General features: G+C 64.0%; 5 protein-coding genes, 2 tRNA genes and 3 rRNA genes. 9 read left to right on the forward strand and 1 reads right to left on the reverse strand.

Features of this window, described 5'->3' with window-relative positions; genetic code table 11:
- Positions 1–29 precede the first annotated feature (29 nt).
- From FIU83_RS01510 to FIU83_RS01545, 8 genes are all read left to right on the forward strand, one after another.
- Positions 30–2,924, forward strand: coding sequence for an FAD-binding and (Fe-S)-binding domain-containing protein (locus FIU83_RS01510; protein ID WP_367642280.1), 2,895 nt, complete (start codon positions 30–32; stop codon positions 2,922–2,924).
- Positions 2,925–3,073: 149 nt separating this feature from the next.
- A complete protein-coding gene (locus FIU83_RS01515; protein ID WP_152482439.1) occupies positions 3,074–4,813 on the forward strand; it encodes a hypothetical protein in 1,740 nt (579 codons plus the stop codon).
- 725 nt (positions 4,814–5,538) lie between these two features.
- Positions 5,539–7,076: ribosomal RNA gene (locus FIU83_RS01520) — 16S ribosomal RNA — on the forward strand.
- 98 nt (positions 7,077–7,174) lie between these two features.
- Positions 7,175–7,251, forward strand: a tRNA-Ile gene (locus FIU83_RS01525).
- Between the two features lie 14 nt (positions 7,252–7,265).
- Positions 7,266–7,341, forward strand: a tRNA-Ala gene (locus FIU83_RS01530).
- 197 nt (positions 7,342–7,538) lie between these two features.
- Positions 7,539–10,427 (forward strand): 23S ribosomal RNA (locus FIU83_RS01535).
- An 81-nt stretch (positions 10,428–10,508) separates the two neighbouring features.
- Positions 10,509–10,624 (forward strand): 5S ribosomal RNA (gene rrf / locus FIU83_RS01540).
- Together the 16S, 23S and 5S rRNA genes with 2 tRNA genes alongside form the textbook arrangement of a ribosomal RNA operon.
- Positions 10,625–10,930: 306 nt before the next feature.
- Positions 10,931–11,131 carry a hypothetical protein gene (locus FIU83_RS01545; RefSeq protein WP_216645048.1) on the forward strand — a complete coding sequence of 67 codons (201 nt, stop codon included), beginning with the start codon at positions 10,931–10,933 and terminating at the stop codon, positions 11,129–11,131.
- A 138-nt stretch (positions 11,132–11,269) separates the two neighbouring features.
- Here FIU83_RS01545 and FIU83_RS01550 read toward each other — a convergent pair whose 3' ends face one another.
- Positions 11,270–12,076, reverse strand: coding sequence for a Tim44 domain-containing protein (locus tag FIU83_RS01550; protein WP_152482440.1), 807 nt, complete (start codon positions 12,074–12,076; stop codon positions 11,270–11,272).
- Between the two features lie 118 nt (positions 12,077–12,194).
- Between FIU83_RS01550 and FIU83_RS01555 the strand changes: the two genes are divergently transcribed.
- Complete coding sequence (locus FIU83_RS01555) at positions 12,195–12,770, forward strand: isochorismatase family protein (protein ID WP_152482441.1); 576 nt, start codon at positions 12,195–12,197, stop codon at positions 12,768–12,770.
- The last annotated feature ends 13 nt before the right edge of the window (positions 12,771–12,783 follow it).

A 12,783-nucleotide genomic window follows, 5' to 3' on the forward strand; every position in this document is an offset into this window, starting at 1 on the left:
GGCGTGTCGGCATGAGTCGGCGTGTCGGCATGAGACAGGAGAATGAGATGGGCGACGAGACGGCACGGGGAACCGAGGCCAGCGGCATGACGGCACCCTTCAAGGCGCTGCGCGAGGCGCTGCGCGACGTGCTGCCCGACGAGCGGCTGATCGACGATCCGCTGCGTACCCTGGCCTACGGCACCGACGCCAGCTTCTATCGGCTGATCCCGGGGCTGGTGGTGCGCCCCGAGAGCGAGGCGGAGCTCATGCACACCCTGGCCGAGTGCCGGGCGCGCCGGCTGCCGGTGACCTTCCGCGCCGCCGGTACTTCGCTCTCCGGCCAGGCGGTGACCGACTCGGTGCTGATCCAGCTGGGGCGCGGCTGGCGCGACCACGAGATCCTCGATGACGGCCGGGCGATCCGCCTGCAGCCCGGGGTGATCGGCGCCCGGGCCAACCAGCTGCTGGCCCCCTTCGGGCGCAAGATCGGCCCCGACCCGGCCTCGATCGCCAGCTGCATGGTCGGCGGCATCGCCGCCAACAACGCCTCAGGGATGTGCTGCGGCACGGCCCAGAACAGCTACCGCACGGTGCGCGAGCTGCGCGTGATCCTGGCCGATGGCAGCCTGCTCGACACCGCCGATGCCGAAAGCGTCGCCGCCTTCCGGGCCTCCCATGGCGAGCTGCTGGCCGGGCTCGAGCGCCTCGCCGCCGAGACCCGGGACAACGCCGCCCTGGCCGAGAAGATCCGCCACAAGTACCGGCTCAAGAACACCACCGGCTACGCCCTCAACAGCCTGGTCGACTTCACGGATGGCATCGAGATCCTCAAGCACCTGATGATCGGCTCCGAGGGCACCCTCGGCTTCATCAGCGCCATCACCTACGACAGCGTGGTCGACGAGCCGCTCAAGGCGGCGGCCCTGGCCTTCTTCCCCGACATGGGCACTACCTGCCGCGCGACCATCGCGCTCAAGCAGGCGCCGGTCTCCGCGGTGGAGCTGATGGATCGCGCCGCGCTGCGCTCCGTGCAGGACCAGCCGGGCATGCCCGGGGTGCTGAAGACGCTGCCCGAGGGGGCGGCGGCGCTGCTGATCGACGTGCGTGGCAACGACGAGGCCGAGCTCGAGGCACGCCTGCAGGCGGTGCGGGCGACCCTCGAGGGCATCCAGACCCTGGAGCCGGTCACCTTCACCCGCGAGGCCGACACCTACACCCTCTACTGGAAGATCCGCAAGGGGCTCTTCCCGGCGGTGGGGGCGGTGCGCGAGGTCGGCACCACGGTGATCATCGAGGACGTGGCCTTTCCCATCGAGCGGCTCGACGAGGGCGTGCTGGCGCTGACCGACATCTTCCACCGCCACGGCTACCGCGACGCCATCCTCTTCGGCCACGCCCTGGAGGGGAACCTGCACTTCGTCTTCCCCCAGGGGTTCGAGAAGCCCGGCGAGGTGGAGCGCTACCAGGCGCTGATGGACGAGGTGGCCGAGCTGGTCGGCGTGAAGTACGGCGGCTCGCTCAAGGCCGAGCACGGTACCGGGCGCAACATGGCGCCCTACGTGGAGCTGGAGTGGGGCCCCGACGCCTACGCGCTGATGTGGGAGATCAAGGCGCTCTTCGACCCGGAGAACCTGCTCAACCCCGAGGTGATCCTGAGCCGCAACCCGACCCTCCACCTGGAGAGCCTCAAGCCCCTGCCGGCGGCCGACGCGATCGTCGACAAGTGCATCGAGTGCGGTTTCTGCGAGGCGGTCTGCCCGTCGAAGGACCTGACCCTCACCCCGCGCCAGCGCATCGTCATCGCCCGGGAGATGGCGCGGCTCGAGGCGCTGGGCGATGCGCGCGGCACCGAGGACGAGGCACGCCTGGCCGCCCTGCGCGACGACTATCGCTACGCGGGCGACGAGACCTGCGCCGCCGACGGCCTCTGCTCCACCCAGTGCCCGGTGGGCATCAATACCGGCGACCTGGTGCGCGGCATGCGTCACGAGCGGGCCGCCGGCACGGCCGGGGTCGCCCGACGCATCGGGCGTCACTTCTCCGGCGCGACCCGGGTGGCCCGGGGCGGACTGAATGCGGCCGGCGCGGCTCGGACCCTGCTCGGCACCGACCTGATGGCCAAGGCCAGCGGCGGGGCGCGACGCCTGAGCGGCGACCGCCTGCCCCGCTGGAGCCCGGCGCTGCCCAAGGCGGCCTCGATCCGGGTGCTCCAGCGAGGGGCGTCGGCCGATGCCTCGCGCGACAAGGTGGTCTACCTGCCCTCCTGTGCCACCCGCATCTTCGGCGCCGACCATGACGACGCGGAGCGGCGCTCGGTGATGGAGATCACCCTGGCGCTGCTCGACAAGGCGGGCTTCGAGGTGATCCTCCCAGAGATGATCGGCCACCTCTGCTGCGGCATGGCCTTCCAGTCCAAGGGGCAGTTCGAGGAGGCGACCCACAAGGGGCGCGAGCTCAACCGCGAGCTGCTGGTGGCGAGCCAGAACGGCCGCTATCCGGTGCTCTGCGATACCAGTCCCTGCACCCTGCAGATGCGCGAGCACCTCGACGAGCGCCTCGAGATGCTCGAGCCGGTCGCCTTCGCCCACGATCATCTGCTGCCGAGGCTCGCCCTGACTCCGCTGGACGAGCGCATCGCCGTCCACGTGACCTGCTCGAGCACGCGCATGGGGCTGGCCGACAAGTTCGTCGCCCTGGCCCGGGCCTGCGCCCGGGAGGTGGTGGTGCCGGCCGAGATCACCTGCTGCGGCTTCGCCGGTGACAAGGGGTTCGCCACGCCGGAGCTCAACGCCTCCGCGCTGGCGGGGCTGGCCGAACAGGTGGCCGACTGCAGCGCCGGCTACTCCAACTCGCGCACCTGCGAGATCGGCCTGACCGAACACGGCGGCATCCCCTACCGCTCGATCCTCTCGCTGCTCGACCGGGCCAGCGCCGCGCCCTGAGCGCCGCTCCCGGCGGGTGCCCGCCGGGAGCGGCGTCGCGGTGACGTCCGACGGCTCGACGCGTCCCCTTCCATACCGTTTTCGGCTAAAGTATTGCCACTCGTCGCATGGGTGCGACGGAGGATGCTACTGACGCAGGGAGACTTCGAGTGGTCATTCAAGCAATCCGGAAGGCGTCCGGTCATGCGGTGCTACGCCCCCATCGCCTGCTGGTCGGGGCCGCCGGCCTGGTCCTGCTGGCCGGCTGTGTCGAGGAGGAGACGCGCTTCGTCGCGGCTCCCGAGGCCACGCTCGGCAGCGACATCGCCGGCGAGCTGACCTCGTCCAGCGAGATCAACCTCAGCGACGGCTCCCGCGTGGCCGCCCACTGGCTGTGCGCCGATGCGGACGCTGCGGCGTCGTCGGTGGTGCGCTACGCCCTCGAGGCGCCCTTTGCCGCCCGCCTCTCGGCCTTCGACGAGCAGGGACAGTGGCTGGGCAGCGTCACGAGCACGCCCGACGGCGAGCGCCCGGTGCTGATGGCGGCCGCCGGGGCGTGCACCCTGGTGGCCGTCAGCGGCCAGGACGGCGGGGCCTTCGGTCCCTATCGCCTGGAGGCCGAGCCGGTCTCCTTCGCCACCGAGCTCGAGACCGGCCGGCCGCTGGTCGGGCGGCTGGAGGAGGGGCGCGCGGCCTATCCCCTGACCCTCGATGCCCCCGCCTGGATCGACCTCTCCCTCTCCGGCGATGCCGACCTCGGCCTGCGCCTGGTGGGCGACGACCTCAGCCGTCAGGCCCGCGCCTGCGCGCCCGGCGAGCTGCGCCTCGACGCCTACCTCGAGGCCGGGGAGTATCGCGTCGAGGTCGCGCAGGGCGACACGGCGGTCGAGGCCGCGGGCGAGGCGTGCGAGCCCCGCCTGCTGGGCGCCGAGGGCATCCATCGCCTCGAGGCCAAGCGCAACGACCTGGCCGACGGCCGCCGCAACGCCGGGCCGCTGCGCGACGGCGATCGCATCACCGGCACCCTCGCGTCGGGCGCCGGCAACGCCTACACCCTGCGCATCGACGAGCCCAGCCACCTCTCGCTGGCGCTGCGCTCCTCGGCCTTCGATACCGTGCTGCACGTCACGGGAGAGGGCAGCGAGCTGGTCGACGATGACGGCGGCACTGGCACCGACTCGCGGCTGCAAACCGTGCTGATGCCCGGCGAGTATCGCGTCGAGGTGAGCGGCTACGGTGAGGAGCACGGCGAGTATACGCTGGACGTCTCCCTCGGCGCCTTCGACGGCGAACTGCGCAACGGCGGGGAGGTGACGCCCGGCGAGAGCCTCGGCGGCAACCTGGCCGGCGTCGGCACCAGCCATACCTATCGCTTCGCGATCGACGAGGTCAGCGAAGTGGAGCTGGCCCTCGACTCCGGTGCCTTCGATCCCGTGCTGCGGCTCTATGGTAACGGCATCGACCTGCGCGACGACGACGGCGGCGGCGATCGCAATTCCCTGATTACCACCGTGCTCCAGCCCGGCGAGTACCGCCTGGACGTGGAGAGCTACAGCGGCACCGGCGCCTACCGGCTGCGCACCGAGCATCGGCCCTTCGAGGGGCGCATCAGCAACGGGGGAGAGGTGGCGACCGGCGAGGTGGTCTATGGCCAGCTGCCCCCAGGGCGCAGCCTGACCTACCGTCTGGTCGTCGACGCCGCCCAGGACGTGGTCATCGAGACCACCTCGGGCGCCGTGGACACCATCCTCGCCCTGACGGGCCACGGCGTCAGCGAGCAGAACGACGATGCCGGGGACCTCGGCTTCGGCTCGCGGATCCGTCGCCACCTCGAGCCCGGCACCTACGAGATCGAGGTGAGTGCCTACGAGAGCAGCGGGGGCCAGGTGCGCCTGGCCATCGGCGGCTGAGGCCGGCCCTCCCATCGGCAGCGGCCTCGCCACGAGGCCGCCCGGGCGTTATCCTGCGCCCGCCACGACGCCCGCCCCGCGCGGGCGTTCGTGTCTCTGGCCGGCGCTAAAACTATCCACACCCGGTCATAGAGCCGGGCGTCGAAAGGCGCTGTGGATAAGCTGCCGTCGGCCTCGCGGTCATCGTGTCGTCACCGCCGCGACACGCCGGCGACATTTTTCTTCACGAAGGCCTTGCGCGCCTCCGGGGAAATCCGTAAAGTACGCATCCGCTGCCGGCGACGGGCCAACGTTGCAGGCGGTAATGGTGGCAGAAGTGCTTGTTTCCATTTGGGTTTTTCGAAGACGCTTTGAAAATTCCCGCTTGACGAACTCGCCGCATTCGGTAGAATGCACGCCACTCGATCGGCACTCACCTCGCAGGGCGAGATGAGGTTTCGGTCACCCGCTTCGCTTCTTCGGAACGCCTCGCAGGGTTGACAAGAAACGCCGGTCAGGTAGAATACGCCTTCCTCGCAGGGCGCCGGCGAGACCGCCGCTTCGTTGATGCGGCCGGCACGACGGCAACAGCGAGATGCTCTTTAACAATCGATCAGGTAATTCATGTGGGCGCTTGTCGGGATGTCGGTGACCAGTCACTGAAACATTCAAGGCAAGCGACTCGTCAAACGAGACGTTTGAACCTTGAGCCAGGTTTGGTTCCACCTTAGGAACTATCAGACTTTAAACTGAAGAGTTTGATCATGGCTCAGATTGAACGCTGGCGGCAGGCCTAACACATGCAAGTCGAGCGGAAACGATCCTAGCTTGCTAGGAGGCGTCGAGCGGCGGACGGGTGAGTAATGCATAGGAATCTGCCCGGTAGTGGGGGATAACCTGGGGAAACTCAGGCTAATACCGCATACGCCCTACGGGGGAAAGCAGGGGATCTTCGGACCTTGCGCTATTGGATGAGCCTATGTCGGATTAGCTAGTTGGTGAGGTAATGGCTCACCAAGGCCGCGATCCGTAGCTGGTCTGAGAGGATGATCAGCCACATCGGGACTGAGACACGGCCCGAACTCCTACGGGAGGCAGCAGTGGGGAATATTGGACAATGGGCGAAAGCCTGATCCAGCCATGCCGCGTGTGTGAAGAAGGCTTTCGGGTTGTAAAGCACTTTCAGTGAGGAAGAACGCCTTCGGGTTAATACCCCGGAGGGAAGACATCACTCACAGAAGAAGCACCGGCTAACTCCGTGCCAGCAGCCGCGGTAATACGGAGGGTGCGAGCGTTAATCGGAATTACTGGGCGTAAAGCGCGCGTAGGTGGCTTGATAAGCCGGTTGTGAAAGCCCCGGGCTCAACCTGGGAACGGCATCCGGAACTGTCAGGCTAGAGTGCAGGAGAGGAAGGTAGAATTCCCGGTGTAGCGGTGAAATGCGTAGAGATCGGGAGGAATACCAGTGGCGAAGGCGGCCTTCTGGACTGACACTGACACTGAGGTGCGAAAGCGTGGGTAGCAAACAGGATTAGATACCCTGGTAGTCCACGCCGTAAACGATGTCGACTAGCCGTTGGGGTCCTTGAGACCTTTGTGGCGCAGTTAACGCGATAAGTCGACCGCCTGGGGAGTACGGCCGCAAGGTTAAAACTCAAATGAATTGACGGGGGCCCGCACAAGCGGTGGAGCATGTGGTTTAATTCGATGCAACGCGAAGAACCTTACCTACCCTTGACATCGAGCGAACTTTCCAGAGATGGATTGGTGCCTTCGGGAACGCTCAGACAGGTGCTGCATGGCTGTCGTCAGCTCGTGTTGTGAAATGTTGGGTTAAGTCCCGTAACGAGCGCAACCCTTGTCCCTATTTGCCAGCGATTCGGTCGGGAACTCTAGGGAGACTGCCGGTGACAAACCGGAGGAAGGTGGGGACGACGTCAAGTCATCATGGCCCTTACGGGTAGGGCTACACACGTGCTACAATGGTCGGTACAATGGGTTGCGAAGCCGCGAGGTGGAGCTAATCCCATAAAGCCGGTCTCAGTCCGGATCGGAGTCTGCAACTCGACTCCGTGAAGTCGGAATCGCTAGTAATCGTGAATCAGAATGTCACGGTGAATACGTTCCCGGGCCTTGTACACACCGCCCGTCACACCATGGGAGTGGACTGCACCAGAAGTGGTTAGCCTAACTTCGGAGGGCGATCACCACGGTGTGGTTCATGACTGGGGTGAAGTCGTAACAAGGTAGCCGTAGGGGAACCTGCGGCTGGATCACCTCCTTAATCGACGACGTCGCCGACACTCGGCAAGTGCTCACAATGAATTACCTGATCGACCAGAGCAAAGACTGTTTGGGTCGCGGACCCAGTGGTTTGTAGCCGGGTCTGTAGCTCAGTTGGTTAGAGCGCACCCCTGATAAGGGTGAGGTCGGCAGTTCAAGTCTGCCCAGACCCACCATTTGCAGGATCAGAGGGGCCTTAGCTCAGCTGGGAGAGCGCCTGCCTTGCACGCAGGAGGTCAGCGGTTCGATCCCGCTAGGCTCCACCATCTCTTCCCAAGACAGTCCGGTCACAGAGACCAGCGGCAAGCCAGATGGCTTCCCACTGTTCTCTGAACAGTGCTCTTTAACAATGTGAATCATGCTGACAAAGCGTTGCTTTCGAAAGAAGGCAACATGAGATACGTCTCAAGCGTATCCGGCAATTGTCGATTGTCATCGCGGACCAGACCTCTTGGGGTTATATGGTCAAGCGATGAAGCGCACACGGTGGATGCCTAGGCAGCCAGAGGCGATGAAAGACGTGGAAGCCTGCGATAAGGCTCGGCGAGGTGGCAAACAACCTGCGACCCGGGCATTTCTGAATGGGGAAACCCACCCACGGTAACGTGGGTATCCTGCACTGAATACATAGGTGCCAGGAGGCGAACCGGGGGAACTGAAACATCTCATTACCCCGAGGAAAAGAAATCAACCGAGATTCCCCTAGTAGCGGCGAGCGAACGGGGACCAGCCCTTAAGCACCATGACCGATAGACGAAGTGGTTGGGAAGCCACGCGATACAGGGTGATAGCCCCGTAGTCGAAATCCGATTGGTGTGAAATCGAGTAGGTCGGGGCACGAGAAACCTTGACTGAAGACGGGGGGACCATCCTCCAAGGCTAAATACTCCTGGCTGACCGATAGTGAACCAGTACCGTGAGGGAAAGGCGAAAAGAACCCCGGAGAGGGGAGTGAAATAGATCCTGAAACCGTGTGCGTACAAGCAGTGGGAGCCGACTCGTTCGGTGACCGCGTACCTTTTGTATAATGGGTCAGCGACTTATTTTCAGTGGCGAGCTTAACCGTATAGGGGAGGCGTAGGGAAACCGAGTCTTAACTGGGCGACCAGTCGCTGGGAATAGACCCGAAACCGGGCGATCTATCCATGAGCAGGTTGAAGGTTGAGTAACATCAACTGGAGGACCGAACCAGGATCTGTTGAAAAAGATTTGGATGACTTGTGGATCGGAGTGAAAGGCTAATCAAGCCCGGAGATAGCTGGTTCTCCTCGAAAGCTATTTAGGTAGCGCCTCACGTAGCGCCGCCGGGGGTAGAGCACTGTTTCGGCTAGGGGGTCATCCCGACTTACCAACCCGAGGCAAACTCCGAATACCGGTGAGTGACGCGTGGGAGACACACAGCGGGTGCTAACGTCCGTTGTGAAAAGGGAAACAACCCAGACCGTCAGCTAAGGTCCCCAAATCCTGGTTAAGTGGGAAACGATGTGGGAAGGCTCAGACAGCTAGGAGGTTGGCTTAGAAGCAGCCATCCTTTAAAGAAAGCGTAATAGCTCACTAGTCGAGTCGGCCTGCGCGGAAGATGTAACGGGGCTCAAACCAGGTACCGAAGCTACGGGTTCATCCTCTGGATGAGCGGTAGAGGAGCGTCGTGTACGCCGATGAAGGTGAGTCGAGAGGCTTGCTGGAGGTATCACGAGTGCGAATGCTGACATGAGTAACGACAAGGGGAGTGAAAAACTCCCCCGCCGGAAGACCAAGGGTTTCTGTTCGACGCTAATCGGAGCAGAGTGAGTCGGCCCCTAAGGCGAGGCCGAAAGGCGTAGTCGATGGGAAACGGGTCAATATTCCCGTACTTCACTGTATTGCGATGGGGGGACGAAGAAGGCTAGGTGAGCCAGGCGTTGGTTGTCCTGGTGAAAGTCAGTAGGCCGAGGAATCAGGCAAATCCGGTTCCTTAACGCCGAGAGACGAGACGAACAGACTACGGTCTGGAAGTCATCGATGCCACGCTTCCAGGAAAAGCCTCTAAGCTTCAGATACAGTGGAACCGTACCCCAAACCGACACAGGTGGTCAGGTAGAGAATACCAAGGCGCTTGAGAGAACTCGGGTGAAGGAACTAGGCAAAATGGTGCCGTAACTTCGGGAGAAGGCACGCCGCACTAGCGTGATGGGACTTGCTCCCTAAGCGCGAAGCGGTCGAAGATACCAGGTGGCTGCAACTGTTTATTAAAAACACAGTACTCTGCAAACGCGTAAGCGGACGTATAGGGTATGACGCCTGCCCGGTGCCGGAAGGTTAATTGATGGTGTTAGCGTAAGCGAAGCTCCTGATCGAAGCCCCGGTAAACGGCGGCCGTAACTATAACGGTCCTAAGGTAGCGAAATTCCTTGTCGGGTAAGTTCCGACCTGCACGAATGGCGTAATGATGGCCACGCTGTCTCCACCCGAGACTCAGTGAAATTGAAATCGCAGTGAAGATGCTGTGTACCCGCGGCTAGACGGAAAGACCCCGTGAACCTTTACTATAGCTTCACACTGGACGCTGATGTTGCTTGTGTAGGATAGCTGGGAGGCTTGGAAACCGTGGCGCCAGCCACGGTGGAGCCAACCTTGAAATACCAGCCTGGCATCATTGGCGTTCTAACTCAGGTCCGTTATCCGGATCGAGGACCGTGTGTGGTGGGTAGTTTGACTGGGGCGGTCTCCTCCCAAAGCGTAACGGAGGAGCACGAAGGTACCCTCAGCACGGTTGGAAATCGTGCATTGAGTGCAAGAGCATAAGGGTGCTTAACTGCGAGACAGACACGTCGAGCAGGTACGAAAGTAGGTTCTAGTGATCCGGTGGTTCTGTATGGAAGGGCCATCGCTCAACGGATAAAAGGTACTCCGGGGATAACAGGCTGATACCGCCCAAGAGTTCACATCGACGGCGGTGTTTGGCACCTCGATGTCGGCTCATCACATCCTGGGGCTGAAGTCGGTCCCAAGGGTATGGCTGTTCGCCATTTAAAGTGGTACGCGAGCTGGGTTTAGAACGTCGTGAGACAGTTCGGTCCCTATCTGCCGTGGGCGTTGGAGATTTGAGAAGTGCTGCTCCTAGTACGAGAGGACCGGAGTGGACGCACCTCTGGTGTTCCGGTTGTCACGCCAGTGGCATTGCCGGGTAGCTATGTGCGGACGGGATAACCGCTGAAAGCATCTAAGCGGGAAGCCCCCTTCAAGATGAGATCTCCCCGAGGCCTCGAGCCTCCTGAAGGGCCCAGCAAGACCAGCTGGTTGATAGGCCGGGTGTGGAAGCGCTGCAAGGCGTTGAGCTAACCGGTACTAATGGCCCGTGAGGCTTGACCATATAACACCCAAGCGGTCTGCCGATGGCAACCGACAGACGGATACGCGAGACGATCTCGTCAGCATGATTCACCGTTTTTCGCCTGACGACCATAGCGTACGGGAACCACCTGATCCCATGCCGAACTCAGCAGTGAAACCGATCAGCGCCGATGGTAGTGTGGGGCCTCCCCATGCGAGAGTAGGTCATCGTCAGGCACCTATTCCGAGAAAACCCCGAGCTCAACGAGCTCGGGGTTTTTTCATGCGCGGGTGTTTTTGCGCGAGGCGTGCACCCGCCCCGATCGCCGGCCATCGGCGCTACCCAACACCAGAACGCCCCCGCCTCCTCGAGGCGGGGGCGTTCTGGTTCAGGGAGGGGCGTTCTCGGCTCTTTCCCCAGACCTCTCCGACAGGAAAGCTGGCGGAAAGGTCGAGGGCCTCGATTGGCAAGGTCGCGCCTTTGCGGTTACGGTGTGACGGGTATGACCCACACGGATTTCATCGTCTCAGGAGGAGAAGATCATGAAGAAGAGCGACATGCTGCGCCGACTGGGCCTGGCCCTGCTCATCGCCATGCTGGGTGCCGGGCTGGCCGCCTGTGAAGAGGAGGGGCCGGCCGAGCAGGCGGGCGAGAGCATCGACGAGTCCATGGAGGAGATGGGCGAAGGCGTCGAGGAGATGGGTGAGGGGCTGGAAGAGGCCGCCGAGGACGCCCAGGAATAATCGCCCGGCTCCCCGTGCCCCGGATTCAGGAGGGGGAGGCGTCAGGGCGTCAGGGCGATACGCCGCTGATCGCGCATCGATAAAGAGAAAGGCCGGGCATTGCCCGGCCTTCTTGCGTAGCGTTGATGGGGCGAGCGATCAGCTCGGGTTCTGCTCGATGCCCTGGAGGTACCAGGGGGCGCCATCACGCAGCTGGCGAGTGAGGTGCCAGGTCTCGTTGAACTCGGTCTCCTCGCCGTTCTCGGCGATGATGCCGTGGAAGATCACCGTGGCCTCGGCCTCCTGGCCGTGCTCGCGGATATCGCCCAGCTCGGCGAACAACCGCACGATCTCGGTGCGGTTGTTGGCGGGCTGGCGACCGCGCTCCTCACGCAGCAGGTTGTAGAGTTCCGGTGTCACGTACTCCTGGATGCCGGCGAAGTCGTTGTTGTCCCAGGCGCGCTGCAGGGTCATGAAGTGCTCCTTGGCGCCGCCCAGGAAGCGCTCGCGGTCGAACCACTCGGGCTCAGAGGCGAGGCCGCCGCCCATCGACGCGCTCGCGGCCTGGAAGGCCTGGGGACGTACCGGCGCCTCCTGGGGCCCGGGACCGCCCGCCGTGGCGGCGCGCCGGCGGCTGGCGAAGAGCTTGAAGAGCAGGAAGGCCACGCCGGCGACCAGCAGGATATCCATCAGGCGAAGTTCATCGAAGGCGCCGCCGAAGAACAGCGCGGCGAGCAGGCCGCCGGCCAGCATGCCGCCGAGCATCCCGCCCAGGCGAGACTTCGGACGGGTCTGGGCGGTGCGGGTGCCGGCGGCGTCCCGGCTGGTGGTGGCGGCCGGTTGCTGAACGCTGCGCGACTGGCTGCCGAAGCTCTTGCCGCCGCCCAGGCGGCGCGCATCGGCATGATCCACGGCCAGGCCGAAGCCCAGCACGCCGACCATGAGCATGACGAGAAGGTGACGCATCGGGGGATCTCCATCGGGGAAGGGGGAATCGGGAAAATCGGAAGATTCCATTCTAGCCGCTATGCTGGTCGGCCACGACAACTAACCGCGCGACCCGCGCCAACCGAGGAGTCCGCCCATGCGCCTGTCACGAGAGAAGAGCCTGCTGCTGATCGTCGACCTGCAGGCCGGCCTGCTGCCGGTGATCGAGCATGGCGACCAGGCGGTCACTGAAGCCGCCTGGCTGGGGGCGCTGGCCGGTGCCCTGGCGGTGCCTGTCTGGGTCACCGAGCAGTATCCCCAGGGACTGGGGGGCAGCGAGCCCCGCCTGCTGGAGGCGCTGCCGGAGCATCGCCTCTGGCAGAAGCGTCACTTCGGGGCCCACGACGAGCCGGCCTTCGCCGAGGCGCTGGCCGAAAGCGGCAGGCGTCAGGTGGTGCTGTGCGGCACCGAGGCGCATATCTGCGTGATGCAGACCGGGCTCGGCCTGCTCGAGGCGGGCTATGAGGTCTACTGGCTGGTGGAGGCGACCGCCAGCCGACGTGCCGCCGAGGCGCGGCTGGCGAGGGAGCGGATGACCCAGGCCGGCGCGGTGGCGGTGAGTGCCGACATGGTGGCCTACGAGTGGCTCGAGCGCTGCGACGACGAGCGCTTCAAGCAGGCCCACCGGCGCTTCCTCAAGGGGCGCTCGGCGCGCCCCCTGACGTTTGCGTGAACGCCTGGCCGGG

Origin of the sequence: Halomonas sp. THAF5a, from assembly GCF_009363755.1 — a bacterium.
Taxonomy (GTDB): domain Bacteria; phylum Pseudomonadota; class Gammaproteobacteria; order Pseudomonadales; family Halomonadaceae; genus Halomonas.

What these genes read in the sequence shown, in the direction of transcription:
- FIU83_RS01510 (WP_367642280.1), top strand. Translation starts at nt 30, where the DNA reads ATGAGACAGGAGAATGAGATGGGCGACGAGACGGCACGGGGAACCGAG.
- FIU83_RS01545 (WP_216645048.1), top strand. Translation starts at nt 10,931, where the DNA reads ATGAAGAAGAGCGACATGCTGCGCCGACTGGGCCTGGCCCTGCTCATC.
- FIU83_RS01550 (WP_152482440.1), bottom strand. Translation starts at nt 12,076, where the DNA reads ATGCGTCACCTTCTCGTCATGCTCATGGTCGGCGTGCTGGGCTTCGGC.
- FIU83_RS01555 (WP_152482441.1), top strand. Translation starts at nt 12,195, where the DNA reads ATGCGCCTGTCACGAGAGAAGAGCCTGCTGCTGATCGTCGACCTGCAG.